Here is a 26858-nt window from a genome sequence, read left to right as displayed (position 1 = left end):
AAGAAAGTAGATGGCCAGGGCCTCAGTTACTCCAACCGCCGTCGATAATCTGCACCGTACCTGTGGTATAGGAACTGGCGTCGGACGCCAGATACAGCGCCAACTGGGCAATCTCGCCGGTGGTGCCAATGCGGCCAATCGGCTGGCGGGCAACAAACGCCTGATACACCTCTTCTTCGCTGCGTCCCTGCTCACGGGCCTGCTCGGCGATGCGCTGGCGCAGCGACGGCGATTCCACCGTGCCGGGGCAAATGGCGTTGCAACGAATGCCCTGGGTGACGTAATCCGCCGCTACCGACCGCGTCAGGCCGATCACCGCCGCCTTGGTGGCGCTGTAAGCGAAGCGGTTCGGCACCCCTTTCACGCTGGAGGCGACCGACGACATATTGATAATCGAACCGTTTTTGCGCGCCAGCATGCCGGGCAAGAAGGCGCGGATCATGCGGAACATCGCCGTCACGTTAAGATCGAGGGCGAATGCCCACTGCTCCTCGCTGCACTCGAGGATCGAACCGCTGTGCACCACACCGGCACAGTTGAACAGCACGTCGATCGGCCCGAGGGTTTCCGCCGCCGCCGCGATCGCCGCAGGATCGGTGACGTTTAGCGTCATCGGTTGAATTCCGGCCAGCCCCTGCAGCTGTTCGGTGTTGATATCGGTGGCGATCACCTCGGCACCCGCATCGGCAAACAATCTGGCAGTACTGAAACCGATACCCTGTCCAGCGGCGGTGATCAGCACGCGTTTTCCACTTAAATTCATTTTCGCTCCCTTGGCCTAAAGGCCTAATGGTCAGGCCATTAAAGGCGGTTAAAGGTCAGGCCTTTAACATGACAAAAGACGCTTTACGCGTTATGGTTTGGTGAGAATGTTATGAGACACAGGCAAAACAGCTTTCCGTTTAACCAATTTTTTACACTTGATTAACCATTACTCAAGCGGCTTGAGCCATATTTGTGCGCAATATCACTTAAAATCGAACAGCCTAAGGTCAAAAATGCCGATCACCCGACTGGAAAACCCACGTATTTACAGACAGATAGCCGACCAATTGAAGCGGCTTATCGACAATAATGAATTTCCTCCGGGCAGCCGCCTGCCGTCCGAGCGGGATCTGGCCCAGCAGTTACAGGTCAGCCGCGCCTCTGTGCGTGAGGCGCTGATCGCGCTCGAAGTGATTGGTCTGGTGGATGTTAAAGTCGGCAATGGGGTGATTGTCCGGGCACAGACGCCGACCATGGTTTCGCAGGAGCCGGTGATGGCGCAGGCCGGGCGCGGTCAGTGGGCAGAAATCGACGATGAGCTGAATATCGAGCTGGATTTTAACGCCGAGCTGCCGCCGTTCTCACTGCTGCAAACCCGCCTGTTGATCGAACCGGAAACCGCCGCGCTGGCCGCGCGCCACGCTACCGATCAGGAGCTGGCAGGCATCCGCGATGCCTACGAGCAAAACTGTCGCGATAACCGCGCGGGTTCGGCTACCCATCCCGGCGATCGGCTATTCCATATCCGCATCGCTCAGGCCAGCGGCAACCCGGCCTACGCGTTTGTCATCGGTCACCTGCTCGGCCATCGTTACGGCAGCATGTTCCGCGTATTGCAACGCAACTATACGCCGGACGATATGCCGCACCGTTCCGAACAGGAACACCGGGCTATTCTGGCGGCGATTGAAGCCCGTGACGTGCGCGGCGCACGCAAGGCGATGAAAGCCCATCTGGACCAAGTGATCGCCATTTTCACTCGCGCACAGTAGGCCGAATGGGCAGCATCGGAGCGGCGGAAATTTTTTTTTCAAACCGCTCTTTTTTCCACATGCAGCCAGGGCCGAGGCACATTACACTGACAGCCTATTACGCCGTGTCATGCCACGGCCCAGGCCTTTTCCCTGCTGCCTTTTAAAATGGATAACGACCGTTGAAGAACTCTTTCTCCGCTTCATTGCTGGCGCTGAGCCTGTGTGCCGCCCCGCTGGCCGTGCAGGCCGCCGCCCCGCAGCTGGCCTCGCAAATTGTCGACCAGTATGCCGAACATATTTTCTACAACAGCGGTGCCACCGGTATGGCGCTGGTGGTGATCGACGGTAACCAGGTGGTTAACCGCAGTTTTGGTGATACCAAACCCGGCAATAACCTGCGCCCGCGCCCGGACTCGCTGATCCGCATTGCCTCAATCACCAAGCTGATGACCAGTGAAGTGATGGTCAAGATGGCGGCGGAAGGCCGGGTCAAGCTTAACGATCCGCTGCGCAAATATGCCCCGCAGGGTGCTTACGTCCCGGCCTATAACACACGCCAGCCGATCACTTTGCTGAACCTGGCAACCCACACCAGCGCCCTGCCGCGTGAACAGCCGGGCAAGAAGCCGCCTAAAACGCCGGTCTTTACCTGGCCGACCAAGGCACAGCGCTGGCAATGGCTGGAGCACGCTAACGTCACGGTGCCACCGGGCGTGCGCGCCTCTTATTCCAACCTGGCGTACGACCTGCTGGCAGATGCGCTGTCGCGGGCGGCGGGTAAACCTTACACCGCGCTGCTGAAGGAAAAAATCACCGCACCGCTCGGCATGGTCGACACCACTCTCACCCCAAGTGCCGAACAGTGCTCACGCCTGATGGTGGCTTCCGCCGGCCCGAGTGCCTGCCGTGACACCACAGCGGCGGCCGGTAGCGGCGGCGTTTACTCCACCCCGCGCGACATGCAGCGCTGGATGCAGCAATTCCTTACCTCCAACGTCTCTGGCTCACGTAAATCGACCGCCGCCAGCGAACAGACCATGTACTTCCAACGCAACGATCTGGTCTCGCTAAAAGGCATGGACGTGCCGGGTGAAGCCAGCGCATTAGGATTGGGCTGGGTGTATATGGCACCGAACGGCGAACTGCCGGGAATTATTCAGAAAACCGGCGGTGGCGGCGGCTTTATTACCTATATGGCGATGATCCCGCAGAAAAACGTCGGGGTATTTGTGGTGGTGACCCGCTCGGAGTTGAGCAAGTTCACCAACATGAGCGATCCGGTGAACCGACTGGTGAGTGATTTGGCGGCGAATAAAAGTTGATGTTAAAAATCAAACTATTGCACTGAACTTCATACCAGAAGCATGCACGACACGGGTGATCGTCTTTAAGGTAGGGTTCCCTTTAGGCGATAGGGTGCGATACAGCGTTTCTCTGGATATACCTGCCTTATCGGCAATAAACGCCATTCCACCATTGGCTTCAACAATGTGGCGTAATGCGATGAGGAACGCTGTTTCCCCACCCTCTTCATCAAGCTCTTCTAATGCTGTTTTTAAATACGCGGCTGCAAAGGCCCGATCATTACGAATCATTTCAATAACAGACGCATCGTGATCACGGGATTTCATATATTACCTCGACTGATAATCTCTCAAATAAACTATGGCTTTCTCAATATCTGCCTGTTGTTTGCGTTTGTCACCCCCAGACAAAAGCAACAACGTGATATTTTCTATCTGAGCATAATAGACCCGATATCCTGGCCCTTGATCTATTCGAAGCTCCCAAACACTTTCTCGTAGAGGTTTACAATCGCCGAAGCTACCGGCAGATAATCGGTTAATTCGAGTAGTGATTTTTGCTTTTGCGATAGGATCTTTCAGCGAGTTAAGCCACTCCTGATAAGGGTCTTTACAATCGGCAGTAAGGTAATGAACTATTGTTTTCACTGACACAGTGTAGCTTTAAAGCTACAAAAAGCAAGCGTTAGGGTTGGTATCTATTCCAGATTAATGCTTCAAGCCCCGGTTAATTCCTTCAGTTAAAATCGTCGGGCGCAGCGGTGAGCTGCGCCCATTAGGGTCAGGCCAGAGCCAGCCTTTCGTGCATCACCGGATGGAAGTTGCGCTTGAAGTAGATCAGGCCGTTACCGGCCGCACTGACCACGATCTGGCGGATCTGCACCAGATACACCTGATGGGTGCCGATGCTTTGGATCTGCTCGATCTCCCCTTCCAGGCTGGCCAGCGTGTTACGCAACACCGGTTGCCCCAGCGCGCCACTCTGCCAGTCATCCAGACGGAAACGCTCTTCCATACTGACCTCGGTCATTCCGGCAAAGTGGCGCGCCATCAGCTCCTGCTCATGATTCAACACGTTGACGCACAGCCGTTGATTGGCCTGGAAAACCGGGTTCATCGCGCTGTTGCGGTTAATGCACACCAGCAGCGTCGGCGGCGTATCGGTCACCGAGCACACCGCGGTGGCGGTAATACCGCAACGTCCTGCCGGGCCATCGGTGGTGACGATATTCACCGCGGCAGACAGGCTGGCCATGGCGTCGCGAAACAGCAGACGGTGTTCATTTTCCTGAGACATACAAACCTCCTCGCGGCTCACTTAAGCAGTTTATCCAACTGATTAATATCGTCATTATTATGCAGATGCGGCACTTTCCAACCGTGCTGGTCATAGTCGGACAGGCATTTGTCGACCATTTCCATCATCTTGCCCATGGTGCCGGATCCCTGCGCCTGACGCAGGCATTGCAGGCGGATCTCGTCCTGACTGCCGGCATAGTTGATCTCGTACAGTTCGTGACGGCCACCGAACTCACTGCCGATCGCATCCCACATCAGTTTGAGGATCTTGATGCGCTCGACGTGATCCATCCCATTGGATCCGCGCACATAGCGGGACAGATATTTATCGATTTCCGGGTTATTCATGTCGCGCACGCTGGACGGCAGGTAAATCAGGCCGCTGGTGACGTTCTTTTCGATGATGTTCTTCACCTTGGCGTAGGCCATCGGCGCCATCACGCGATAAGTCTGCAGCGCGGCGGAATCCGGTAAATAGGCGCCGTTTTCCCACTTGGTGGCCTCGGCGCACATCGCGTCGGTCAGCGACCAGAACAGATTGCGCCAGGCCACCACTTCGCCGAGATCGGCCTGAACGCCACGGAACTCCAGCACGCCGGTACAGGCCAGGCTCTTTTGCAGCAGCGCGGTAATAAAGTCCATCTTCACCGCCAGACGAACGCAGGCCTGCAGCGGGAACAACCGGGCGAAACCACCCTCGGTGCTCCAGCGGCGGCAGCGATCGAAATCGCGGTAGATCAGCACGTTTTCCCATGGGATCAACACATGATCCATAATCAGGATCGCATCGTTCTCATCAAAACGGCTCGAAAGCGGATAATCGAATGGCGATCCGGTGGCACCGGCGACCAGTTCATAAGAGGCGCGAGAGATCAACTTCACCCCTTCGGCGTCCATCGGTGCAACAAACATCAGCGCAAAGTCCGGGTTGTCGCCCATCACCTGGGCCGAACCGAAGCCGATAAAGTTGTAGTGGGTCAGCGCCGAGTTGGTCGCCACCACCTTGGCACCGCTGACGATAATGCCGGCATCGGTTTCCTTTTCCACCTGAATAAATACGTCTTTCACTTCGTTGACCGGCTTGTGGCGGTCGATCGGCGGGTTGACGATGGCGTGGTTAAAGTACAGACCGGTTTCCTGAATGCGTTTGTACCAGTGGCGCGCGTTGTCGGCGAACTGGCCGTAAAACTCCGGGTTAGCGCCCAACGCAGATCCGAAGGCCGCCTTGTAGTCCGGGGTGCGTCCCATCCAGCCGTAGCTCTGACGCGACCAGTCGGCGATGGCGTCACGCTGCTGGCGCAACTCATCCGGGCTGCGGGCGTAACGGAAGAATTTGTGGGTATAGCCGCCGCTGCCGGTATCGGTGCCCCAGCACAGACGGTCCTGGCTAACCGGATCGTGCAACGCGTCGTACAACTGGCCGACCGAGGCCGCTGCGTTGCGGAATGCCGGATGAGTGGTAACGTCCTTCACCCGCTCGCCATAGATATAAATTTCGCGGCCGTCCTGCAAGCTCTTCAGGTATTCGTCACCGGTGAACGGGCGTTTGTTGTCAGCACGAAAGTCTTCAGGTTTCATTTAAGTCTTCCTCGTAATCGGCATTTTATGGGCCGTGGATCCGGCCACTTGTTAAAATAATGTTTTCTTTTGGTTGCTTAATTGAAGCCCCCAACGCCGATTTCGAGAAGAGACTTTTGCGGCAATCGCCGGTACTTTTCAGGCAGCTTTGCCACTATCGCTGCAAACTGTGATCCAGCTTACGAAAGGGAGTGTTGTGCGGCGCGGTAGCTCGAAGGGGAACAGCCTTCCAGCCGATTGAAAAAACGGGCGAAATAAGCCGGATCCTTAAAACCGAGGCTATAAGCGGTTTCATGCACCGTGCAGGCACTGAACAGCAGCATACGTTTGGCTTCACGCAGCAGGCGATCGAATATCAGTCGTTTGGGGGGCTGATTGGCGAAACGCCGACACAGGTCATTGAGCCGTGACTCGGTGACCCCCAGCGCCTGGGCATAGTCCGGCACCGGCAGGTGATCGCGGAAGCGTTCGTCCACCATCTTGTTGAAACGTTGGAATAATTTCAGCTCGCCGCGCACCCCACTGGCGGCAGAGTCCTCCAGCGACGCATTGCGTAACAGCAGGGTGAACACCGCCTGCGCCAGCAGCGCCAGCGTCTGTTCGCGACCGGCCAGGCGCTGGCTGAATTCGCGGCGGATCAGTGCCCAGTAATGGCTGAGCGCCGTCAGCTCTTGCGGCACATCTGCCATCGACAGGCAAATACCCGGCATGTCCAGCGCCAGGTTGCTGCCGGGGTACAGCCGTTCCAGCAGCGGCCAGATCAGCTCCTGACGTACCGTCAGCACGTGGCCGTCGCTGTCCGGCTCGGTGAAGAACGCATGCGGCACCGAGGGTGGCGTGAGGATAAACAGCGGCGCCTGCACCGAATAGTGCTGTGAGTCCAACTGCAGCTCAATCTTGCCGGTCTCCAGAAAGTGCACCTGGAAGTAACGGTCGTGCCAGTGCACCTGCATATCGCGACCAAAAAAGGCCGCCAGCCCGGCAAAGGTTTCGTAATGCACTTCATCGGTGGCATAACGTGCATCGTACTCTTTGCAGATATCGATATTGGCGATAAAACCGGTACTTTTCTGCATCTATTGACCTCATTCCTCCGGTAAGGGGCGCCACATGCCGCGCCCGTAACCTATCCCCATTATGGCGTGGCCCGCGGCCGCGAACCCTGCATCGGAATACGCCAGACGATCAGCGCACCCAGGATCAACAGCCCCGCAACGAAATACAGCCCGGAGTTAAAACTACCGGTCAGATCCTTAAACCAGCCGATCAATAGCGGGCTGACCGCCGAACCTATATTGCCGGTGGCGTTGATCACCGCGATCCCGATCGCCCGCGCCTCCAGGCTGATCGACTGATCCGGCGTGGTCCAGAAGATCGCCATAGCGGTGAACGAGCCTACCGACGCCATAACTATCCCCAGCAGCTGGATCATGCTGTGATCGGTAGCCGAGGCCAGCAGCCAACCGGCGGCGGCAAACAGGTACGGCAGTGCGGTGTGATGTTTTCGCTCCTGTAACCTATCCGAGCGTTTGCTCCACCAGATCATCCCGGCGATGGTGCAGATCTGCGGGATCGCCGCCAGAATGCCGATCACAATGTTGCTGCTGCCCTGGTTGAAGCTCTGCAGGATCTGCGGCGTCCAGATGTTAATGGCGCTCAGGGTATTGGTCAGGCAGAAATAGGCCAGCGTGTACATCAGCACAATCGGCGTGAAGATTTCCCGCCACAGGTTACGCTGCTGCATCGCCCGGTGGCTGCCTGGCCCATTGGGCTGCACCAGCTGCAGTTTGTCGGCGTCCATCATCGCTTTCAGACTGGTTTTTTCTTCGTCGGTCAGCCATTTGGCCTTGGCTGGGGTATCGTCCAGATAGAACCACACCACCACGCCCAACAGCACCGAAGGAATGCCCTCTATCAGGAACAGCCATTGCCAGCCCTTGAGGTTCATCAACCCGTCCAGCGCCAGAATATAGCCGGACACCAGCGAGCCAATCGCCATGGTCACCGGCATGGCGATCATAAACAGCGCGTTGGCCCTGGCGCGGTAAAACGCCGGGAACCAGTAGGTGAGATACACCAGAATACCCGGCAGGAAGCCGGCCTCGGTGATACCGACTATCATCCGCAGCACATACAGACTGGTTGGCCCGGTGGCGAACAGGGTGCAGGTTGAGGCGATGCCCCACAGCACCATGATGGTGGCGATCCAGCGCCGCGCCCCGACAATCCCCAGCATGATATTGCTCGGGATACCGAAAATCACGTAGGTGACGTAGAACAGGGTCGCTGCCAGACCGAACATGGTCGAACTGAGACCGAGATCCTTGCCCATCGTTAGCCCGGCGAAACCGATATTGATGCGGTCGAGGAAAGAGAAAACAAACAGTACAAACAGGAAAATAATCAGTCGCCGAAATAACTTTTTAATCACCGATTGTTCGGTGGCGGTTAACGCTTTATGTTGCTGCGCCGGGTTGACCGGCGGCAGCGAATCGACGTTGCTCATGGTGTCTCCAGTAAGATTGCGTCCTGCAACCTAATAAACGCCCGGGGATTGCTCGGGAGGCTGTTGCTGCTTAAAGCGACCGGCCAGGGACTCCGCCGCCCGCGCCAACAGGGTGGTATCCACCCCTACCGCGACAAACAGCGCGCCGGACGCCAGGTAATGCTGCGCCAGCTCAGGATTGGCGGTCAGAATGCCCGGCGCCTTGCCGGCAGCGCTGATGCGCGCAATGGCATCGTCGATGGTGCGTTGCACCTCCGGTTGTTGCGGATTACCGGCATAACCCATGTCGGCACTGAGATCCGCCGGGCCGATAAACACCCCGTCGACGCCTTCCACCTGCAGGATCTCATCCAGGTTTTTCACCGCCTCGCGGGTTTCGATCTGCACCAATACGCACATCTGCGCATCGGCCTGTTGCAGATAATCCGGTACCCTATTCCAGCGCGACGCACGCGCCAATGCACTGCCGACTCCGCGTATCCCATGCGGCGGATAACGGGTGGCACGCACCGCTTCACGCGCCTGTTCGGCGTTTTGAATCATTGGGATCAGCAGCGTCTGGGCACCGACGTCCAACAGTTGCTTAATCATCACCGCGTCGTTCCACGCCGGGCGTACCACCGGTTGGCTCGGATAAGGCGCAATCGCCTGCAACTGGCCCAGCACCGTTTGGACATTGTTGGGCGCATGCTCGCCGTCGATCAGCAGCCAATCAAAGCCGGAGCCGGCCAACAGTTCTGCACTGTAGCTACTGCATAGCCCCAGCCACAGGCCGATCTGCGGGCGTTTTTCCTGCAGCGCCTGCTTGAAAGCGTTGGTTAACATGATGTTCTCCTTGGTGTTTTCCCCTCACCCCGGCCCTCTCCCAAAGGAGAGGGCGTAAACCGGCTCGATCGATCCCCTCTCCCAATGGAAAGGGAGTAAACCGCCTCGATCCCACTCGATCTATCCCCTCGCCCTCTGGGAGAGGGTTAGGGTGAGGGGGGAAATCAAACAAAACGGCAGCTAATGCAGCCCACCGGGCCGTAATCGGCATGGAAGGTATCGCCACGTCGTGCGGCTACCGGTCGGGTAAAGGAGCCGCCGAGGATCACCTGTCCGGCTTCCAGCTCCACGTCGTACGGGAACAGCTTATTGGCCAACCAGGCCACACCGTTGGCCGGATGGTTCAACACCGCCGCCGCCACACCGGATTCTTCGATTACGCCGTTGCGGTACAGCAGCGCACTGATCCAGCGCAGATCCAGCGCATCCGGTTTGATCGGCCGGCCGCCCATCACCACGCCGGCATTGGCGGCGTTATCGGAAATGGTATCGAACACCTTGCGCGGGCGCTGAGTTTCCGGATCGACGTTATGGCTGCGCGCATCGATGATTTCCAGAGCCGGGATGATGTAATCGGTAGCGTTGTAAACGTCGAACAGCGTGCAGTTTGGTCCGCGCAGCGGTTTGGCCAGCACAAATGCCAGTTCAACCTCGACGCGCGGCACGATAAAGCGATCGATCGGAATATCACCACCGTCGTTGAAAAACATGTCGTCCAGCAGCGCGCCAAAATCCGGCTCCGTGATTTGCGAACTGACCTGCATAGCGCGTGACGTCAGGCCGATTTTATGGCCCTTCAGCGTGCGGCCCTCGGCGATTTTCAGCGCTACCCACTGCCGCTGAATGGCGTAAGCGTCTTCAATAGTGATCTCGGGATGATCCAGCGACAGCGCGCGGATCTGCTCGCGGTTCTGCTCCGCCTGATGCAAACGCTGCACGGCACGGCTCACCAGCTCTTTATTCAACATGGACGGCCCCTTACTCTTTACGAAATAGCGCGTGGACATTGTTTTGCTTGTAGTTCAGCACCGGATCCAACTCTTCCATGGTGAACGACAGCGCCAGATAGCGGCTGGCCATCAGTTCGGCGAAGTGTTCGGTGATCAGGCTGAACAGCATCGCCCCCACCTGTTCACGACTTTCCAGACTGCGGCCGTGGCCGATCTTCAATGTCATATGCACGAAAGCGTAATCCCGCTGGCCATCGGCCATCTGCCAGGTATCGAGCCAGATGGCACGGCTGCGCACCCCGGCCAGGGGGAAAATACCGGTGTCCGCCAGTGCCTGATTGACCCTGGCGAACAGCGCGGGCAAATCCGCCTCATGGCGGATGTTGTCGGTACATTCAGCGTAAAAATGGGGCATGGGGACTCCTCAGGCTTCGGCCGACAGTGGGAAGATGGCGTTGACTTGCCCAGTGCCTGAACTGGCAAACAGTGGGGTAACAAACTCCACCTTGCCGTCATATTTGTCCCAGCCCAGCAGGCCGAGCAGCATCACGGTGTCATGCATGTTGCCCTCGCCGTAGCAGTAGTCGGCGTACTCCGGCAGCATTTCGCAAAACTCACGAAAGCGCCCTTCTTCCCACAGCTTGACCACCCGTTCATCCATCTGCTGGTCAAACTGACGGGTGTAGCTGTTCATACCTTCTTCGGCACGCTGGTCGTCGATGAAACGGTGTGAAAGCGAACCGCTGGCCAATACCGCCACCGTCCCGTCGTATTCCTCAATCGCGGTTTTGATCGCCTCACCCAGAAGGCGACTGTCGGCAAAGTCATGCACGGTGCAAAACGCCGAAATCGAGATCACTTTGAAATGTTTGTCGCTGTTCATGTAGCGCATCGGCACCAGCGTGCCGTACTCCAGCTTCAGGCTTGGGATCTCATGCGCTTTGGCGCGTACCCCGAGTTTGCAGGCTTCAACGGCAATCAACTGACCCAGGGCCGGATTGCCTTCGTATTCGTAGGTCATGTCGCGGATGAAGTGCGGCAGTTCGTTGCTGGTATACAACCCTTCGAAATGCGGGCTGCAGTTGATGTGATAGGCGCTGTTCACCAGCCAGTGGGTGTCGAACACAATAATGGTGTCGACGCCCATTTCACGGCAGCGCGCGCTGATCTCTTTATGGCCGTCGATCGCCGCCTGGCGGCAACCATGGTTTTTTCCAGGCATTTCCGACAGATACATTGACGGCACATGAGTGATCTTTGCTGCTAAAGCCAATTTGCCCATATAACCCTCCTAGACGCCCCAGCGTGGGATCGGGTGATCCCCCATGGAAATACACACGTTCTTCATCTCGGCGAACACTTCGAAACTGTATTCCCCGCCTTCACGGCCGGTGCCGGACGATTTCACGCCGCCAAACGGCTGACGCAGATCGCGTACGTTTTGGGTGTTGACGAAAACCATGCCCGCTTCAATATTGCGAGCCAGACGCAGTACCTTGCTCACATCCTGCGTCCAGATATACGACGCCAGGCCGTACTCCACGTCGTTGGCCATACGCAGGCCGTCTTCTTCTGATTTGAACGGCAGCAGGCAGGCCACCGGCCCAAAAATCTCCTCCTGCGCAATGCGCATCCGGTTGTCGACATCCGCCAGCACCGTCGGGCGCAGGAAGTTACCATGGCTAAGACCGGCCGGTTTATCCGGACCACCCGCCAATAGCGTCGCCCCTTCTTCCAGCCCGAGACGGATATAGCCGGAGACTTTTTCCCAGTGCTGCGGGCTGATCAACGCCCCGACCTGGGTGTTGGGGTCTTGTGGATCCCCCACCCGCAGGCGGTTGGCGCGCTCGGCGAAGCGTTTGACGAATTCCGGGTAGATGCTCTCCTGAATAAAGATGCGCGACCCGGCGGTGCAGCGTTCACCGTTGATCGAGAAAATGGTGAACAGTGCGGCGTCCAGCGCGCGTTCGATGTCGGCATCCTCAAAAATCAGCACCGGCGATTTGCCGCCCAGCTCCATGGAAAACTTCTTCAGCCCGGCACTTTCAATAATCCGGCGACCGGTAGCGGTGCCGCCAGTAAAGGACACGGCACGCACGTCTTTATGGCGTACCAGAGCATCCCCGGCGGTAGCGCCGTAACCTTGCACCACGTTGAGCACCCCGGCCGGAATGCCGGCTTCCAGCGCCAGTTCACCCAGACGATCGGCCGTCAGCGGCGACAGCTCGGACATTTTCAGCACCGCGGTGTTGCCCAGCGCCAGGCAGGGCGCGGTTTTCCAGGTGGCGGTCATGAAAGGCACGTTCCACGGCGACACCAGTGCACACACCCCGACCGGCTGGATCAGCGTGTAGTTGAGCATCTTGTCGTCCACCGGGTAGGTGCGACCATTCATCTGCTGACAGATCTCGGCGAAGAACTCAAAGTTGTGCGAGGCACGCGGGATCAGCACGTTTTTGGTTTGGTGGATTGGCAGGCCGGTATCGGCGGTTTCCATCTCGGCGATCTGCGGCACGTTCTCGTCGATCAGTTCGCCCAGGCGGCGCATCAGGCGCGCACGCTCTTTCATTGGCGTATTGGCCCATTTCGGGAAGGCGGCTTTGGCGGCGGCCACTGCCTGTTCGATCTCCAGCTGACCGCCGGACGCTACTTCCGCCAACACCTCACCGTTGGCCGGGTTGGTGGTGGTGAAGTACTCTTTGCTGGCTACGTTTTTACCGTTAATCCAATGGTTGATGGTTTTCATCGCAGGCTTTCCTCGTAATCTTTTTCACTGATGATGTGGTTAACCAAACGGCCAATGCCTTCGATCTCCACCACCACTTCGTCCCCCGGCTGCACGTCGGCCAACCCTTTCGGCGTGCCGGTGGCGATCATGTCGCCCGGCTGCAGCGTCATAAATTCGCTCAGGTAACTGATCAAATAGGGGATATCAAAAATCATGTCGCCGGTGCTGCCGCGCTGGCGCAGCTCACCGTTGACGTAAGTGCTGAGCGCCAGACGGTGCGGATCGGCGATATCATCGCGATCGACGATGTACGGCCCAATCGGCGTCAGGGTGTCGCGGCTTTTCACCCGCAGGTTCGGGCGGTAATAATTTTCCAGATAGTCGCGGATGGCGTAGTCGTTACACAGGGTGTAACCCGCTACATAGTCCATGGCGTTCTCGCGGCTGACGTTGCGTGCCGTTTTGCCGATCACCGCCACCAGCTCGGCTTCGTAGTGCATATACTCGACGTCAGCCGGGCGCACCGACACCTGACGATGCCCGGTCAGGGTGTTGGGGGCTTTCAGGAACACCAGCGGTTCTTCCGGCGCCTTGAATTCCAGTTCGCTGGCATGGTCGGCATAGTTCAGGCCCAGGGCAAATACCGTGCCCTGCGCCGGTGGCAACCATTCGACGTCCAGTTCATTGAGCACGCTGCCGTCCGGCAGGGTGACACGCAGTTGCTGGTCAACGCTGACGTTAAAGATTTGGCCGTGATGGCGAATACGGGCGTGTTTCATGATGCTCCTCCTGCCTGCGTCACGCGGTTGGTCAGGGTCGGCAGACCGGCGGCGCGTACCGTCACTTCATCCCCCGGTTTGATCTCCACCCGCTGGTGCGGCGTTCCGATCAGCACCGCGTCGCCCGGCTGCAGGGTAATAAAATCGCTGATGGCGGCGATCAGTTCCGGCACCGAACGCACCAGATCGGCCGTCGACCAGCGGTCCTGCTCCACGCCGTTGATTTCGGTGATAATTTCCAGCCTGTCGCTGGTTGCCAGTTGACCGATATCCCCCAAGGGACAGAAGCCATCGCGGCATTTCGCTTTGATCGCCGGGCGGTAAAAACTGCTTTCCGGCAGGCTGACATCATTGGCCAGCGCATAGCCGGCCAGATAATCGGCTACCCGCTCGACCGGCACTTTACGGGCGGTGTTGCCAATCACCACCGCCAGCGTGGCGCCGCTTTGTACTTGCTCGCCGGCAGGAAACGGGATCGCCCCGCCGTTGGCGAGGTGGGTATTGCGGGGTTTGATAAACCACACCGGGGTCTTCGGCGGGGTTTTATAAGGTGGCTGATGAAACGCCTGATCCCAGGCGTCCATCTGGCTGCGGTGGTTCAACGCGACGGAAAAAACGGTGCCTTTCATGCAAACTCCTTTCAATGACAGAACATGACAACCGGCATTCATTAATATGTTAATGATTACTTTTATACGCTGTTCAGCTTTTACGCAACGCGGGAGGATTGATTTGTGATCGTGATAACAAAATATTCACAAGCCGTGAACATTAGCGTGATTATTCAACGCATTAATCATTTTCAGGCGATTTTTCCACCCGCAGGTGCATTTTCGCTTTATCCGGCAAGGTAAACCTGGCTACTATTAAGTTATTAATAAATCCAGACTGCACCGGGCATTACCTGTGTGCGGTACCGGAATAACGAACACCTTGATAGCTAAGGCCAAATCTATGCATGAATCCTTGACCATTGCCCTGCTGCAGGCGCGTGAAACCGCCATGGGGTTTTTCCGCCCGATCCTGAAAAGCCATAATCTGACCGAGCAGCAGTGGCGCATCATTCGCGTGTTGGCCAACAGCCGTTCAATTGAGTTCCACGAATTGGCGGCAGAAACCTGCATTCTGCGCCCCAGCCTGACCGGCATTTTGTCGCGCATGGAGCGCGACAAGCTGATTTTCCGCCTGAAACCGGTTAACGATCAGCGCAAGCTGTATGTATCGCTGACCCAGCAGGGCCAGGAGCTGTATGAAGTGGCGCGCCATCAGGTGGAACAGGGCTACGCGGAGATTGAAGCCGCCTTTTCACAGCAGAAGATGGGCCAACTGATGACGCTGCTGGACGAACTGATCCGGCTTGGCGACCAACTGCCCGCCAACGTGACCGCCCATCCAACAAAAAAACCGTAGGGGCACTGCCTGCTGCGCCCGTATAAATCGGGACGAACCTGTTCGTCCCTTACGGATGGGCCTCGGGGAGTAATGCGCCGCCGTCCACCACCAGCGTTTGGCCGGTGATATAGGCCGCCACCGGAGAGGCGAGAAACACCATCGCCGCCGCGATGTCTTCCGGCTCCCCCAGCCGCCCAAGCGGTACCGCTGCAGCAATCGCCTGATTGACCGCCGCGCCCCCCAGATTGGCCATTGCCGGCGTGCGGATCATCCCCGGCTCCACGCCATTGACCCGGATGCCCGCCGCCGCCAGCTCCAGCGCCGCCGCCCGAATAAAACCGTTCACCCCGGCTTTAGAGGCGGCATAGTGCGCCAGCCCCGGATAAGCCACCCGTGGCCCGGTCACCGACGAGGTCACCAGAATGCTGCCGCCGCCCTGGCGCTGCATCCACGGCAACGCCGCCTGTGCCAGAAAAAACGGGGCCATCAGATTGACGCTCAGCGTGCGTTGCAACAGCACCACGTCAATCTCGGCAAAAGGGGTCAACGGGAAGTAGGCCGCGTTGTGAATCACCACATCCAGCCGCTGATGCTGCTGCCCCACCGCCGCCACCCGTTCGGCTATTTGCCCAGGGTCGGCCAAATCACAGGCCATCGCCTGCACCCGCCAGCCCTGCTGCTGCAGCGTCTCGGCGGCATCCTGCGCCTTTTGCAGTTGCAGATCCGCCATCACCACCGTCGCCCCCAGCCGGGCAAAGGCGCTGACAATCGCCAGCCCAATGCCCTGCGCGCCGCCGGTCACCAGCACCACCTGACCGCTAAAGGCATCGGCCGCATAAGTTGTCTTCATCGGTCTAGCCCTGTGGATGACGCGTGGTGTTCAGCACCTGTGCATGAGCACCCACGGCAAAATTGCTCAGCGCGCTGAAATCGTTTCCCTGATAACCGAGGATCTTACCGTCGGTGCGCATGCCCTGCAGATCAATCATCACCACGCCCAGCGTCGGCACGATCTTCTCGCGCCACACGAACAGGTAAAGTTTTTCCGCCACCTTCACGTAATGACAACGATCGACATCCGCCAACCCCTTCTCTACCCCGTCCAGACACTGCCAGGCATAAAAATTGTCGTTCAGGTAGATATGTTCGTAGCGTTCGGTCGGGCTGTAGGTGTACATATTGCGCATGCCGATTAACTCATCGGTGAAATCCGGCGGTGCAACGGTAGCATCATCCAGCGTGCCAAAATGGAACTCCGCATTGACCGCCGTCAGCGGCAACCCCTGCTCGACGCGGCTGAAGGCGTCCAGACGGGTTTGCTGTTCGTCCGGCAGCTGGCCGTAGACCGCCGTGAAATTGCCCTGATTGCGATCGCACACCAGCGTAATACTGGCGTTGTCCTGCGCGGGATCGAGAAAATCAATAAACAGAATACCGGGGCGAATGCTGGTGGCGCGATAAGCGATGCCCCGGTACTCGCCCCAGCTCAGCGTTTGCTGATCGACGAAATGACAGCTCAGCGTTTCCCCGTCGGCAAAGCGCAGTGCCAGCGTGGTGCCGCTCAGGCCGTGCTGCTGTTCCAGCGTATTGCTGTGCGGCGCAAAGCCTTCCGCCAGTGCGCCAACCTGAATGAATATCGCTTCTGTACTCATTTGCTGCTCCTTAAAGGGAAGTGAATGCCAAAGTCGGCACGTCGACAATGGTTGAGCCGCCGTCGGCCACCAGCGCCGCGCCGGTAATAATTGACGCCTCTGCCGAACAGAGAAAACGGCAGATGCCGGCGATTTCTTCGGCACTGGCCGGGCGGCGTAACGGCACGTCGCGGCACACCCGCTGGTAGGCTTGTTCCAGCGTCAGTTGGTGCGCGGCCATCAAAGGCTGCATCTCTTCATCCGCCATCGGCGTCGTCACCCAACCAGGGCACACCGCGTTGGCGCGCACCCCCAGCGGGCCGTAGTCACGGGCAATAGATCGCATCAGCCCGATCAGCGCATGTTTGGCAGTCACATAGCCGCAGACTTCCGGCCCGGCTGCCAGTGAAGCAATAGAGGCGACAAACAGCAGGTTGCCGCCGCTTTTCACCAGCTCCGGCAGGCAGGCACGGGCGCTGGCAAAGGCGCTGTTAAGGTTGCTGTCCAGCGCCTGACGCCAGTCATCGTCACCGATCTCGGTAATACGCCCCAATCCCATGCCGCCGGCGCAGCCGATCAGGCAGTCGATGCGCCCGGCCTGTTGCAAAATGGCCGGCAGCAGCAGGTTTTGCCAACACTCCCCGCTGGCGGCGTCGCCGACCAACGCCTGAGCGCCAATCTCATCGGCCAGTGCGGCCAGCGGTTCACGGCGGCGCCCGATGATAAACACCCGATCTCCATTGGCTGCCAATAACCGGGCGCAGGCAGCCCCCACGCCGGTGCCGCCACCGGTAATCACCACCACTCTACTCATCGATTTTCTCCATCAATTGACCGATCATCAGCAGGCTGCTGAGCAGCAACCGCCGTTGCTCCGGTTCCAGCCGCAGATAGCGACGACCGGCGGGCAAACGGCTGACCACTTCCGAAGCGGCAAAATGTTCGATCTCCAACCGCCAGCGACCGGCAACCACCGTCAGTTGAATACGACGAAAATCAAGTTGCTCCAGCGTTTGGCCGATCTGCGGATAACGCTGCAGGGCAGCTATCACCCGTTGCGCCGTTGCGTCATTCCAGCTGGCGCGATAAACCACACCGCTTCGCCGTAACCATCCCCCGGCGGTAATACGCAGCGTCAGCGGCTCTGTCAGCCGACAGTCCCCCTGCCGTTGAAAACGCTGGCTGACGATATGTGCCATAAACAGCGCGCTAACCTGTTCGCTGATGTCGACAACCGGCCCCTGTGGCAACGTCAGCCGCAGCAGACACGGCGTAATGCGCTCGCAGGCGTAGGGCTGCAGGTTGTTCGCCAGACGGCTGAGGGTCACCCCCGGCTGATAGCCCGCCGGGGAACGCTGCCAGAGGCGGTTAAGTGAGGGAAGTAAGCCGATCAAACTGCGCCTCCTCGTTTTCTGCCTTGGCAAAAGCGGTTTCCAGCACCTGCTCAACCGGCACCGGTTTGAACGGGTTGACCTTCTGTACGCACAGGGTCCAAAACAGTGCGTAAGCGGCTGTCAGGCCAATCATGATGCTGAAAGGGATATACACCGCGCGCGGGTTCATGCCTGGCGGAGTGATATAGATAATCGCCAGCACGATACCGACGCTGGAGACGATTTGCGGCAGCGGGAACCAGGGCGATTTGTAGGCACGCGGCAGATCCGGGCGGCGGATCCGCAGGATCACCACCGAGCAGGTCACCAGCAGGTAGGCCACGCCCCAGGCGCACACCGCCGCCAGCACCAGCGGAATGATACGGTCGAGATCGCCCTGGATGGCGAAGGCGTGCACACAGGGGATCAACACCGCCACCAGGATCCCCACCACCGGGGTTTTAAAACGCGGATGCAGATAAGCGAAAATGCGCGGCAGCGCGCCATCCAGCGCCATGCCGTAGAGAATACGCGGCACCGCCGCCATCAGCGTATTGATGGTCGCGGCCCCGGCCAGCAGCAGCCCGATGCCCAGCCAGTATTTGCCGAATTCCCCCATCACCTGGCCGGCAAAGGCCGGAATGGCCATCGGCGTGTCCAGCAGATGAACGCCATTGGCGGCATCCACCAGCACGTTTTCCACCTGGTGGCTGAGCGCGGCGCCGTATAACGCCATGCAAACCGCCACGCCGCATAGCCCCAGCGACATGGCACGCGGGATCACGCTGGCGGAGCGTTTGATCTCCGGCGCCATCGGCGTGACCAGTTCGCAGCCGACGAACATAAACATCGCCATACCGATCAGGCTAAATACCGCGAACGGATCGTTCAGGCTCAGCGTGCTGCCGAACCAGCCTTCCAGCGGTACCGCATGCGGTGACAACAGCCCGGCAATGCCGAAGATCACCAGCGTGCTCCACATGGCGAAGGTCAGCACGATTTCCGCCTTACCGAACGCCTCGATACCGAAGGCGTTGAGGATGCCGAACACAATCACCAGCCCAACCCCGACCATCCAGGAGGCATTGTGGGTTTCCATCAGGGTGTTGAGGTGCTCGAAATTCACCAGCGCCATGATGCCGGAGAGAATGGTTTCGGCGGTACCGGCAAAGATGTGCACGATCAGGTAGGCCGACAGTGCGCCGGTAATGGCAAAAAAGCGCCCCATGCCGCAGGCGATGTAGTCATATACCGAGCCGGAAGTCGGCAGTATCGCCGCCGCCTCGGAGAAGGTGGTGAGCTGAGCCTGCATCATGATAAAGGCGATCAGCATTGCCAGCGCGAACGTATCACCGCCGATACCGAAACCGCTGGTGACGGTGAGGATCACCGGACTGGCCATAATCACCCCGACCGAACTGGCCAGCGTGGTAGGGAATCCGACCTTGCCCCGCTCAAGATGGGCGTGAAGCCGCGACGACAGGTTCATGGGTATTTCCTCTTATAGTTTTATCGTTTTGCCCTGATGTTGCATTTGCAGGTGTAGCGTCGCCAGTGGCGGCAATATCACTATAGAGAGGAAAAGAAAATGCTGACTATCGTCCTTAAGAACGAGACCTAGCCATAGTTTTTTCGTCTTACCCTGGTCGCCCAGTCAGCCGTTATGGTTTTAACCGGATCGAAGCGGTTTTCACCGGGGAATAAGAGAGGTTGCGTTTGTCTATCGTTCTTAGGAACGAGACGCCAATGGCGGCTCAACGGGGCGATAAAAGGAGGATTCGTGGCGGGGACGTCACTCTAAATGGGAAATCGCTGTAAATTCAGCGGGAAGGATACAGCGCACTCGTTAATATATTAATGAAATATTGACCCCCAAGGACCGTCAGGGTCTTCAACCACCGGCCGCCACCTTGTTATTTATGTATTTTATTGCAATCCGGCTCACGTTGTTAATATGTTTTTATTGTGTTGCGAAATTGCTACAACTATGCTTGTATCGTTCATATATTGACCGAACCTTCCAGAGCGAACGGGTAAAGGGGGAAATGAATCATGCACACCGCACCATCCGATGCCTTTATCACTAGCTGCCTGAACACCATTGCGCACCTGATCCCGGTGTCCGCCGGGGTATTTTATTTGGTGAACTCGGATCTGCGGCCAGACCATTATATTTTGCATGGTATTTCCGATAAGACCCATCAGCAGTATTTGAATCATTTCCAGCAGATTGATCCGCTTAAACCGGCCAACTTCCACCAGCAGGATATCAATATGGTCGGTATGAGCCCGGCGGCGATCAACAATAACCGCCATTATTATCATGACTTTATGCTGCCCAATAATATGCGCGATATGACAGAGATATTTATCCGCCAGCGCAAGCGCATTGTCGCCGGGGTGTCTTTAATTCGCGATACGCCGTTTACCGAACTCGAACGCGGTCGTCTGCGCGCGGTGATGCCGCTGATTGAACTGGCGACCCGCGATCTGTTGCCCGAGGGGGAGGCCCAATTGCTGACCGCCAAGGAACAAGAGATCGTCAATATGGTGCGCGAAGGGGCCAGTAATAAACGCATCGCGCTGAAATTGGGTATTTCCCTGTCCACGGTAAAAACCCATATGCGTAATATTTTTGCCAAAACCGAAGTGGTCAATCGCACCGAATTGGTCGCCAGCAGCTTTATTGCTCACGGTTAATAAATTAAGCCATAGCAATGGCTTATGACCGATAAATAAAACGCGTTAATTATTCGCCATTAATGGCGCGGTTTCCGCCTGCCCAAAACAGGGTACCGCGGATATATCTGACCCAGACTTGCCCGGTGGAGATAATTTTTATGTCCAGTGATTCTGTTTCCGTACCCGCAGCCGGGGCGGCTCTCCCCTGCCCGCCGCGGCTGTTGACCGCCATTATTATCTTTGCCGCCATTGCGCCGGGCATTCTGATGACCGCACCGGCGGTAGCGGCACAACTGGCCAGCCAGTGGCAGCTGACCCCGGCACAAGTCGGCCACCTGTTTTCGACCGAACTGGGGGCGATGAGCCTGGCCACGCTACCCGCCTGGTGGTGGATTGGCCGCGTTAACTGGCGTCGGGTGGCAGCGCTGGCGGCAGGGGTGTTTATCGCCGGTAACCTGGCCTCGGCGTGGGTCAACGATTTCAGCCTGCTGCTGGGGTTGCGCTTTGTCGCTTCGCTGGCAGGCGGCACCCTGATGATCCTGTGCATCACCTGCGCCGCCGGCACCGCCAACCCCAGCCGGGTCTATGCCCTGTGGGTGCTGGGCCAACTGGTGCTGGGGACGATCGGGCTGCTGGTGCTGCCGCCGTTGTTTGCCCATTTTGGCCTGATGGCGGTTTATCTGATCCTGGCGGCCATCATGCTGTGCTGCCTGCCTCTGATCGCTGCCTTCCCCAGCGGATTTCACCCGGCACAATCCGCCGCCCGGTGCGCCGCAATCCCCTGGTTTCGTAAACTCTTCGCCGTGCTGGCGGTACTGACTTTTTACATCAGCCTGAGCGCGGTCTGGACCTTTATTGGCAGCATCGCTGCTGCCGCCGGTCTTTCACCGGTCAATAGCGGACAGATACTGGCCGCGGCCACGCTGTTCGGCATCGCCGGTGCCGGGGGTGCGGCGTTAATCAGAGGGCGGCACGCGGGTAATCGACTGATTTGGCTGAGCTATGGCTTGTTAATCGCCGGTATCGCGCTGCTGACTCGTGAGCCCCTGCTATTGCGCTTTGCGGTGGCCGCCGTGTTGTTCAAGTTCACCTGGACCTTTGTACTGCCGTTTATTCTGGCTCGCGTCGCCGGGCTGGATAACAACGGCAAGTTGATGAACAACATCAATCTGGTGATTGGCGGTGGCATGGCGATTGGCCCGACGCTGGCCGGTTATCTGATTGAATCTTTCGGCGGTTTCGACGCACTGCTGGCCGGGGCGCTGGGCTGCTCGCTGCTGTCGTTGCTGTTGATTTTGTTGGCTTCACCGCGCGCACGCCGCGCCGTTTAACAGGAGTAATAAGGTGAAAAGAAAAACCGGTTTCTTGTTTGATGAACGCTGCTTCTGGCATAGCACCGGCCTGCACGCCACTACGCTACCGGTCGGCGGCTGGGTGCAACCGCCTTCGGGGGCCGGCCATGCCGAGTCGCCGGAGACCAAACGGCGGATGAAGAACCTGATGGATGTGTCCGGCCTGTCGCGCCAGCTCTCACTGCTGAGCGCCGAGCTGGCGACCGATGAAGACCTGCTGCGCATTCACCCCGCCAACTATCTGCAACGTTTCAAACAGTTAAGCGACAACGGCGGCGGCATGCTGGGAGAGGAAGCTCCGCTGGGGCCGGGCAGTTATGAAATAGCCAAACTGTCCGCCGGGCTGGCCTGCGCCGCCGTCGAGGCGGTACTGCAGGGAGAGCTGGAAAACGCCTATGCGCTGTCGCGCCCACCCGGCCACCACTGCCTGCCGGACCAGTCGATGGGCTTTTGCTTTTTGGCCAATATTCCGATCGCCATCGAACGTGCCAAGGCCAAATACGGCCTGGGCAAAGTCGCGGTGCTCGACTGGGACGTGCATCACGGCAATGGTACCCAGCATATCTACTGGCAGCGGGATGACGTGTTGACGCTGTCGCTGCATCAGGACGGCTGCTTCCCCGCCGGGTACTCCGGTGAACAAGACCGTGGTGCCGGTGCGGGCGAAGGCTATAACATCAATATTCCGCTGTTGGCCGGGGCCGGTGACGACGGTTATCTGTACGCCATGCGCCAAATTGTCATCCCGGCGCTGGAGCAATTCCAGCCGGAGCTGATCATTGTCGCCTGCGGCTACGATGCCAACGCGCTCGATCCGCTGGCGCGCATGCAGTTGCACAGTGACAGTTTCCGCAGCATGACGGCTTTGGTGCAGGACGCCGCCGATCGTCTGTGCAACGGCAAACTGGTGATGGTACACGAAGGGGGTTACGCCGAATCCTACGTGCCGTTCTGTGGCCTGGCGGTGATGGAACAGCTCAGCGGCATCCGCACCGAAGTGCAGGATCCGCTGCTGGCCTTTATCCAGCAACAGCAGCCGCGCGACGCCTTTAATCAGTTCCAGCGTCAGGCTATCGACCGGCTGGCGCAGCAGTTCAAACTGTAATGTCTCTTCGGGGCACAGCACGTTGTGCCCCTTGGCAATTATGGCTTTGCCGCTACGCTGAATATGACCCTACCGTTGAGAACAATAATATGTCTGAACAAAAAATAAGCTTTATCAAAGGCAGCCAGGGCGATATTGCCGTGCATGACTGGGGCCATGATCAGCCGCGCTTTCTGGCGCTATTGGTACACGGGTACGGCGAACATCTTGGCCGCTATCAGTACGTGGCGCGCACGTTAGAGGCGCAGGGCGCACGGGTATTCGGCCCCGACCACCTTGGCCATGGGTTGTCGCAGGGCGAACGCGTATTGATTGAGGATTATGATGCCGTGGTCGACGACGTTCACCGCGTAGTTGAGCATTTTAAGGCTTTGCACCCTGATCTGCCGCTGGTGGTCATCGGCCATTCCATGGGCGGCATGATTGCCACCCGTTACGTTCAGCGTTATGGCGATAACGTACGTGCGCTGGTGCTGTCCGGCCCGTTGATCGGCGAAAGAACTCAGATCTCCGATCTGCTTGAATTGCCGAAGATCCCCGACGAACCGCTCGATACCGCCACCCTGTCGCGTGACCCGGCGGTGGGAGAGGCTTATCAGGCCGACCCGCTGGTATGGCATGGGCCATTCAAACGCCCGACGTTGCACGCCATGCAACAAATGCTGGCTAAAATCAACGCCGGGCCGGGCTTCGGCACACTGCCCACGCTGTGGATACACGGCGATGACGACCGGCTGGTGCTAATGGCGCAATCGCAAACCGCCATCAACCTGCTGAAGGGCAACGATTTTGAAGTCATGATCAATCCGGGCGGGCGGCATGAAAGCTTTAACGAGACTAACAAGGATCAGATATTAAGGCGGATCGGCGATTTTATTGAGCGGGTGCTGGGGTAGCGGATCCCCTCTCCAACGAAGAGGGGAAAGTTCGAGATTAGCCTTCGACAATCGCCAGATAGTGTTTCACAAAGCGATCGGAGGTGATCTCCCAGCGCACCGGGGTTCCCTTCTCGACAAACCACGAGTCACCGGCCTGATACTGCACGGATTGACCGGTGTTCTCATCGGTCAGGGTCGCGGTGCCTTCCCACACCGTGGCATGCTCGGCAAACGGATACTCCATCACGAAGGTGCCACGGGTGCAGCTAAAGATACCGCAGCTCAGGTTATCGGTCGGTTCCCCAAAAATGCCCGCCACGCCAACGTTCGGCTCACCGGCGATCACGGTGGCGCCCAGGTTGCTGACGCTACCAATTTCCAGCAGTTCAGGCAGCGGTTGTTTAAGCAGTAATGGTTTCATTTCTCTCTCCTCAGGTAACAATTAGCGGCGGCCTTTCCAGTAGCCGGAAGTCTGGTGCCACACCTTGCCGGCGGTAGTCATCACCCGCCGTAGTTTGTCCTTGCCGAAGATATTGACGTGTGGGATCGAGCTCATCAGATCGTAACGATCGGATCCTTCACTCATGCCCTCCGCCAACACCTTGCAAACGATATGGCTCGGGGTCACGCCAAAGCCGGAATAACCCTGCACGTAGAACACGTTGTCGTGCTGCGGCAAGGTACCGATCTGTGGGAACAGGTTGGCGCTGCAGCACAGCGGCCCGCCCCAGGCCAGGTCAATTTTGACGTCGTGCAAATAGGGGAACACCTTCAGCATCAGGTTGCGGTTCCAGGCTTTGAGATCCGCCGGAATGTATTCGATCAATCGGGTAGCGCTACCGAACAGCAGGCGGTTTTCGTTGGTCACCCGGTAATAATCAATCACCGGGCGGATATCGCTGTAGGCCCCGCGGATCGGGCTGATCTGGCGGATCAGCTCGTCAGACAGCGGTTCGGTCGCCAGTTGGAAAGCATAGGTATTAATGGTTTTGTTGTAGATGAACGGCTCCATGCCGTTGAGAAAACCGTTGCATGCCCACAGCATTTTGTTGGCACGCACTGACCCCATGGCGGTACGCACTTTTATGCGCGGGCCATACTCCACGTCAATCACACTGCTGTTTTCAAAGATCTTCACGCCGTAGCCACTCAACGCCTGGGCCTCGCCCAGTAGCAGATTGAGCGAATGTACGTGGCCGCCGCCCATGTGTTTCAATGCGCAGGTGTAAGCGTCCGATCCCACCACCTGCTTCACCTCGGCACCGGTATAGAGCTCGATCTCTTCATTCGGCGAGACCGCCTTAAACTCCTTCAACCAACTGCGCAGGGTTTTCTCCTGACGCGCATTGCTGCCGAGGTAGCCGTAGCCAAAGCAGAAATCAGCATCGATTTGGTATTTTTTGATGCGTTCGCGAATGATCCCGGCGCCGAGATTGCTGATTTTGAAGATGGTTTCCAACCCGGCCGGGCCGACGTGACGTTTGATCTTCTCCAGATCGTGGCCGATGCCGGCCATCACCTGCCCGCCGTTGCGTCCGGTGCCGCCGTAGCCCAAATGGCGGCCTTCCAGAATAGCGATATTGGTGATGCCCCGTTCCGCCAGCTCCAGCGCGGTGTTGATGCCGGAGAAGCCACCGCCGATGATCACCACGTCAACGTCCAGATCTTCTTCCAGCGTCGGGAAGCGCAGATCGTACTTTTTGGTTGCCGCGTAATAGGTTAAGGATTCGATATTATTATTCACTGCCGCACTCCCGATGCCCTGCTCTGTCATCGGATTATCGGCAAGCGGCCGGGCGGCCACCATGTCCCCTTAGGGACATTCGCAACAAATAATTAACACTCAGGCGCTGCGACGCAGCGGCGTGGCCAGCAGCAGGCTGAACAGTTCGGCCTGCGAGCCGATATCCAGCTTGCTGTAGATGTTCTTGCGGTGGTTTTTCACCGTACCCAGACTGATAAACAGCCGGTCGGCGATCTGCTGCGAGCCGCAGCCGTCGAGGATCAGATCCACAATCTCGCGCTCGCGTGGCGTCAACAGATAACGTGCCTGTACGGCACTGTCCGTTACCCGATCTGGCGTGGCAGGCGCAACCCGCACTTCGCCATGCAGGCGAGCGACGCTTTTCAACAGCGTCAATGCATCACGCAGGTCCGCCAGTTGTGGGGAACGTACTCCCACCGACTGGCGCGCCGAACCAAAAAACACCCCCAACCCGTGCTCCGTCGTCAGCGTCAGCAGCACACCGGCTTCGTCATGCCAGCCGGTCTTGCGATAAAAATTACGGTAATAATCCGTATGATAAAAACCACAGGGCGCCAGTTGGCGCAGGGTCAATACCTCGCCGCATCCCCCGCCGTTCAGCGCCTGATAAAACGGATCCTGCAGGTAAGCGCCCTGCTGATAGAGTTGATTGACCGCGTCACTGTTTTCTTTCTCGGTTTTGATCAGACAGCGCGGCGCCTGGCCGCGTTCGAAGGCGTAAACAATGGCATTATCAAAGGCGAAGAAACCTTCCAGCCAGGCCAGCAGGCTGGGATAGAAGCGCGGGGTCGCTACCGCATCGATCACTGCTGATAATCTTTCGACCTGAATATTCATCTTCGCCTCGCCATCATTAATAAATTAACAATCACTTTATTTCGGCTACGCCGTGGCCTGCTTGTTATAGAAAACACTCAATAGCGCCAAATGCAACAGCGCAATTGTTTACATGTTAAACAAATCACACCTTCA

The 26858-nt window shown here is 58.0% G+C and carries 29 protein-coding genes; 7 read left to right on the top strand and 22 right to left on the bottom strand.

Annotated elements, in window-relative coordinates; translation table 11 throughout:
• Positions 1-22: 22 nt before the first annotated feature.
• The gene (locus SERS4_RS0103650) at positions 23-763 is read right to left on the bottom strand and encodes an SDR family oxidoreductase (protein ID WP_017891535.1); all 741 of its coding nucleotides are present in this window, start codon (positions 761-763) and stop codon (positions 23-25) included.
• 235 nt (positions 764-998) lie between these two features.
• On the opposite strand from SERS4_RS0103650, the gene SERS4_RS0103645 reads away from it, so the two are divergent.
• Positions 999-1757: a FadR/GntR family transcriptional regulator gene (locus SERS4_RS0103645; RefSeq protein WP_012005090.1), complete on the top strand. Its 759-nt coding sequence runs from the start codon at positions 999-1001 to the stop codon at positions 1755-1757.
• A gap of 161 nt (positions 1758-1918) precedes the next feature.
• Positions 1919-3061, top strand: coding sequence for a D-alanyl-D-alanine-carboxypeptidase/endopeptidase AmpH (gene ampH / locus SERS4_RS0103640; RefSeq protein ID WP_017891534.1), 1143 nt, complete (start codon positions 1919-1921; stop codon positions 3059-3061).
• Positions 3062-3070: 9 nt separating this feature from the next.
• Here ampH and SERS4_RS0103635 read toward each other — a convergent pair whose 3' ends face one another.
• The 13 genes from SERS4_RS0103635 to SERS4_RS0103575 form a co-directional block, all read right to left on the bottom strand.
• Positions 3071-3370, bottom strand: coding sequence for an addiction module antidote protein (locus SERS4_RS0103635; RefSeq protein WP_017891533.1), 300 nt, complete (start codon positions 3368-3370; stop codon positions 3071-3073).
• Positions 3371-3373: 3 nt separating this feature from the next.
• Positions 3374-3691, bottom strand: a complete 318-nt coding sequence (locus SERS4_RS26095) for a type II toxin-antitoxin system RelE/ParE family toxin (RefSeq protein ID WP_026142183.1) — start codon at positions 3689-3691, stop codon at positions 3374-3376.
• Between the two features lie 133 nt (positions 3692-3824).
• Positions 3825-4340 carry a 4-hydroxyphenylacetate 3-monooxygenase, reductase component gene (gene hpaC / locus SERS4_RS0103625; protein ID WP_017891532.1) on the bottom strand — a complete coding sequence of 172 codons (516 nt, stop codon included), beginning with the start codon at positions 4338-4340 and terminating at the stop codon, positions 3825-3827.
• 17 nt (positions 4341-4357) lie between these two features.
• A complete protein-coding gene (gene hpaB / locus SERS4_RS0103620; RefSeq protein ID WP_012005087.1) occupies positions 4358-5920 on the bottom strand; it encodes a 4-hydroxyphenylacetate 3-monooxygenase, oxygenase component in 1563 nt (520 codons plus the stop codon).
• A gap of 179 nt (positions 5921-6099) precedes the next feature.
• Positions 6100-6996 carry a 4-hydroxyphenylacetate catabolism regulatory protein HpaA gene (gene hpaA, locus SERS4_RS0103615; RefSeq protein ID WP_017891531.1) on the bottom strand — a complete coding sequence of 299 codons (897 nt, stop codon included), beginning with the start codon at positions 6994-6996 and terminating at the stop codon, positions 6100-6102.
• A 59-nt stretch (positions 6997-7055) separates the two neighbouring features.
• On the bottom strand, positions 7056-8426 hold the full coding sequence (gene hpaX, locus SERS4_RS0103610; RefSeq protein WP_017891530.1) for a 4-hydroxyphenylacetate permease: 1371 nt from the start codon (positions 8424-8426) through the stop codon (positions 7056-7058).
• Between the two features lie 30 nt (positions 8427-8456).
• Entirely contained in the window at positions 8457-9251 is a 795-nt protein-coding gene (gene hpaI, locus SERS4_RS0103605) for a 4-hydroxy-2-oxoheptanedioate aldolase (RefSeq protein ID WP_012005084.1), read from the bottom strand.
• A 164-nt stretch (positions 9252-9415) separates the two neighbouring features.
• On the bottom strand, positions 9416-10219 hold the full coding sequence (hpaH, locus tag SERS4_RS0103600; RefSeq protein ID WP_017891529.1) for a 2-oxo-hept-4-ene-1,7-dioate hydratase: 804 nt from the start codon (positions 10217-10219) through the stop codon (positions 9416-9418).
• A 10-nt stretch (positions 10220-10229) separates the two neighbouring features.
• Positions 10230-10616, bottom strand: coding sequence for a 5-carboxymethyl-2-hydroxymuconate Delta-isomerase (locus tag SERS4_RS0103595; RefSeq protein WP_017891528.1), 387 nt, complete (start codon positions 10614-10616; stop codon positions 10230-10232).
• A 9-nt stretch (positions 10617-10625) separates the two neighbouring features.
• On the bottom strand, positions 10626-11483 hold the full coding sequence (hpaD, locus tag SERS4_RS0103590; protein ID WP_017891527.1) for a 3,4-dihydroxyphenylacetate 2,3-dioxygenase: 858 nt from the start codon (positions 11481-11483) through the stop codon (positions 10626-10628).
• A 9-nt stretch (positions 11484-11492) separates the two neighbouring features.
• A complete protein-coding gene (hpaE, locus tag SERS4_RS0103585) occupies positions 11493-12947 on the bottom strand; it encodes a 5-carboxymethyl-2-hydroxymuconate semialdehyde dehydrogenase (RefSeq protein WP_017891526.1) in 1455 nt (484 codons plus the stop codon).
• Positions 12944-13708, bottom strand: coding sequence for a fumarylacetoacetate hydrolase family protein (locus tag SERS4_RS0103580; protein ID WP_012005079.1), 765 nt, complete (start codon positions 13706-13708; stop codon positions 12944-12946). The genes hpaE and SERS4_RS0103580 overlap by 4 nt, the downstream gene beginning before the upstream one ends.
• Positions 13705-14337, bottom strand: coding sequence for a fumarylacetoacetate hydrolase family protein (locus tag SERS4_RS0103575; RefSeq protein WP_017891525.1), 633 nt, complete (start codon positions 14335-14337; stop codon positions 13705-13707). Before SERS4_RS0103575 ends, SERS4_RS0103580 begins: the two co-directional genes overlap by 4 nt.
• 325 nt (positions 14338-14662) lie before the next feature.
• Here SERS4_RS0103575 and hpaR point away from each other — a divergent pair, with 325 nt between their 5' ends.
• Positions 14663-15118: a homoprotocatechuate degradation operon regulator HpaR gene (gene hpaR, locus SERS4_RS0103570; RefSeq protein ID WP_012005077.1), complete on the top strand. Its 456-nt coding sequence runs from the start codon at positions 14663-14665 to the stop codon at positions 15116-15118.
• Positions 15119-15167: 49 nt separating this feature from the next.
• Here hpaR and SERS4_RS0103565 read toward each other — a convergent pair whose 3' ends face one another.
• Genes SERS4_RS0103565 through SERS4_RS0103545 form a run of 5 tightly spaced genes read right to left on the bottom strand, consistent with a single transcriptional unit; the run spans position 15168 to position 19593 of the window.
• The gene (locus SERS4_RS0103565) at positions 15168-15950 is read right to left on the bottom strand and encodes an SDR family oxidoreductase (protein WP_017891524.1); all 783 of its coding nucleotides are present in this window, start codon (positions 15948-15950) and stop codon (positions 15168-15170) included.
• Between the two features lie 4 nt (positions 15951-15954).
• Positions 15955-16752, bottom strand: coding sequence for a MoaF C-terminal domain-containing protein (locus SERS4_RS0103560; RefSeq protein ID WP_017891523.1), 798 nt, complete (start codon positions 16750-16752; stop codon positions 15955-15957).
• Positions 16753-16762: 10 nt separating this feature from the next.
• Complete coding sequence (locus SERS4_RS0103555; RefSeq protein ID WP_017891522.1) at positions 16763-17545, bottom strand: SDR family NAD(P)-dependent oxidoreductase; 783 nt, start codon at positions 17543-17545, stop codon at positions 16763-16765.
• Entirely contained in the window at positions 17538-18125 is a 588-nt protein-coding gene (locus tag SERS4_RS0103550) for a DUF3156 family protein (protein WP_017891521.1), read from the bottom strand. The genes SERS4_RS0103555 and SERS4_RS0103550 overlap by 8 nt, the downstream gene beginning before the upstream one ends.
• Positions 18100-19593, bottom strand: a complete 1494-nt coding sequence (locus SERS4_RS0103545; RefSeq protein WP_017891520.1) for an APC family permease — start codon at positions 19591-19593, stop codon at positions 18100-18102. The genes SERS4_RS0103550 and SERS4_RS0103545 overlap by 26 nt, the downstream gene beginning before the upstream one ends.
• Positions 19594-20156: 563 nt before the next feature.
• Between SERS4_RS0103545 and SERS4_RS0103540 the strand changes: the two genes are divergently transcribed.
• The 4 genes from SERS4_RS0103540 to SERS4_RS0103525 all read left to right on the top strand — a co-directional run bounded on the left by SERS4_RS0103540 (position 20157) and on the right by SERS4_RS0103525 (position 24139).
• Positions 20157-20804: a LuxR C-terminal-related transcriptional regulator gene (locus tag SERS4_RS0103540; RefSeq protein ID WP_012005071.1), complete on the top strand. Its 648-nt coding sequence runs from the start codon at positions 20157-20159 to the stop codon at positions 20802-20804.
• Between the two features lie 140 nt (positions 20805-20944).
• The gene (locus tag SERS4_RS0103535) at positions 20945-22117 is read left to right on the top strand and encodes an MFS transporter (RefSeq protein ID WP_017891519.1); all 1173 of its coding nucleotides are present in this window, start codon (positions 20945-20947) and stop codon (positions 22115-22117) included.
• 13 nt (positions 22118-22130) lie between these two features.
• Positions 22131-23243 carry a class II histone deacetylase gene (locus SERS4_RS0103530; RefSeq protein WP_017891518.1) on the top strand — a complete coding sequence of 371 codons (1113 nt, stop codon included), beginning with the start codon at positions 22131-22133 and terminating at the stop codon, positions 23241-23243.
• 89 nt (positions 23244-23332) lie between these two features.
• A complete protein-coding gene (locus SERS4_RS0103525; protein WP_017891517.1) occupies positions 23333-24139 on the top strand; it encodes an alpha/beta hydrolase in 807 nt (268 codons plus the stop codon).
• Positions 24140-24176: 37 nt separating this feature from the next.
• Here SERS4_RS0103525 and SERS4_RS0103520 read toward each other — a convergent pair whose 3' ends face one another.
• The 3 genes from SERS4_RS0103520 to SERS4_RS0103510 all read right to left on the bottom strand — a co-directional run bounded on the left by SERS4_RS0103520 (position 24177) and on the right by SERS4_RS0103510 (position 26723).
• A complete protein-coding gene (locus SERS4_RS0103520) occupies positions 24177-24542 on the bottom strand; it encodes a cupin domain-containing protein (RefSeq protein ID WP_012005067.1) in 366 nt (121 codons plus the stop codon).
• Between the two features lie 21 nt (positions 24543-24563).
• Entirely contained in the window at positions 24564-25865 is a 1302-nt protein-coding gene (locus SERS4_RS0103515) for an FAD-binding oxidoreductase (protein WP_026142182.1), read from the bottom strand.
• A 99-nt stretch (positions 25866-25964) separates the two neighbouring features.
• Complete coding sequence (locus tag SERS4_RS0103510; RefSeq protein ID WP_017891515.1) at positions 25965-26723, bottom strand: response regulator transcription factor; 759 nt, start codon at positions 26721-26723, stop codon at positions 25965-25967.
• Positions 26724-26858: the final 135 nt, after the last annotated feature.

This window comes from Serratia sp. S4, assembly GCF_000347995.1.
In the GTDB taxonomy this organism is placed as follows: domain Bacteria; phylum Pseudomonadota; class Gammaproteobacteria; order Enterobacterales; family Enterobacteriaceae; genus Serratia; species Serratia quinivorans.
Note: the sequence above shows the minus strand (reverse complement) of the source record. Positions and strands in the feature narration are given on the sequence as shown.

Coding starts and splice junctions, on each gene's coding strand:
- SERS4_RS0103650 (WP_017891535.1), bottom strand. CDS start 763: ATGAATTTAAGTGGAAAACGCGTGCTGATCACCGCCGCTGGACAGGGT.
- SERS4_RS0103645 (WP_012005090.1), top strand. CDS start 999: ATGCCGATCACCCGACTGGAAAACCCACGTATTTACAGACAGATAGCC.
- SERS4_RS0103635 (WP_017891533.1), bottom strand. CDS start 3,370: ATGAAATCCCGTGATCACGATGCGTCTGTTATTGAAATGATTCGTAAT.
- hpaC (WP_017891532.1), bottom strand. CDS start 4,340: ATGTCTCAGGAAAATGAACACCGTCTGCTGTTTCGCGACGCCATGGCC.
- hpaB (WP_012005087.1), bottom strand. CDS start 5,920: ATGAAACCTGAAGACTTTCGTGCTGACAACAAACGCCCGTTCACCGGT.
- hpaA (WP_017891531.1), bottom strand. CDS start 6,996: ATGCAGAAAAGTACCGGTTTTATCGCCAATATCGATATCTGCAAAGAG.
- hpaX (WP_017891530.1), bottom strand. CDS start 8,426: ATGAGCAACGTCGATTCGCTGCCGCCGGTCAACCCGGCGCAGCAACAT.
- hpaI (WP_012005084.1), bottom strand. CDS start 9,251: ATGTTAACCAACGCTTTCAAGCAGGCGCTGCAGGAAAAACGCCCGCAG.
- hpaH (WP_017891529.1), bottom strand. CDS start 10,219: ATGTTGAATAAAGAGCTGGTGAGCCGTGCCGTGCAGCGTTTGCATCAG.
- SERS4_RS0103595 (WP_017891528.1), bottom strand. CDS start 10,616: ATGCCCCATTTTTACGCTGAATGTACCGACAACATCCGCCATGAGGCG.
- hpaD (WP_017891527.1), bottom strand. CDS start 11,483: ATGGGCAAATTGGCTTTAGCAGCAAAGATCACTCATGTGCCGTCAATG.
- hpaE (WP_017891526.1), bottom strand. CDS start 12,947: ATGAAAACCATCAACCATTGGATTAACGGTAAAAACGTAGCCAGCAAA.
- SERS4_RS0103580 (WP_012005079.1), bottom strand. CDS start 13,708: ATGAAACACGCCCGTATTCGCCATCACGGCCAAATCTTTAACGTCAGC.
- SERS4_RS0103575 (WP_017891525.1), bottom strand. CDS start 14,337: ATGAAAGGCACCGTTTTTTCCGTCGCGTTGAACCACCGCAGCCAGATG.
- hpaR (WP_012005077.1), top strand. CDS start 14,663: ATGCATGAATCCTTGACCATTGCCCTGCTGCAGGCGCGTGAAACCGCC.
- SERS4_RS0103565 (WP_017891524.1), bottom strand. CDS start 15,950: ATGAAGACAACTTATGCGGCCGATGCCTTTAGCGGTCAGGTGGTGCTG.
- SERS4_RS0103560 (WP_017891523.1), bottom strand. CDS start 16,752: ATGAGTACAGAAGCGATATTCATTCAGGTTGGCGCACTGGCGGAAGGC.
- SERS4_RS0103555 (WP_017891522.1), bottom strand. CDS start 17,545: ATGAGTAGAGTGGTGGTGATTACCGGTGGCGGCACCGGCGTGGGGGCT.
- SERS4_RS0103545 (WP_017891520.1), bottom strand. CDS start 19,593: ATGAACCTGTCGTCGCGGCTTCACGCCCATCTTGAGCGGGGCAAGGTC.
- SERS4_RS0103540 (WP_012005071.1), top strand. CDS start 20,157: ATGCACACCGCACCATCCGATGCCTTTATCACTAGCTGCCTGAACACC.
- SERS4_RS0103535 (WP_017891519.1), top strand. CDS start 20,945: ATGTCCAGTGATTCTGTTTCCGTACCCGCAGCCGGGGCGGCTCTCCCC.
- SERS4_RS0103525 (WP_017891517.1), top strand. CDS start 23,333: ATGTCTGAACAAAAAATAAGCTTTATCAAAGGCAGCCAGGGCGATATT.
- SERS4_RS0103520 (WP_012005067.1), bottom strand. CDS start 24,542: ATGAAACCATTACTGCTTAAACAACCGCTGCCTGAACTGCTGGAAATT.
- SERS4_RS0103510 (WP_017891515.1), bottom strand. CDS start 26,723: ATGAATATTCAGGTCGAAAGATTATCAGCAGTGATCGATGCGGTAGCG.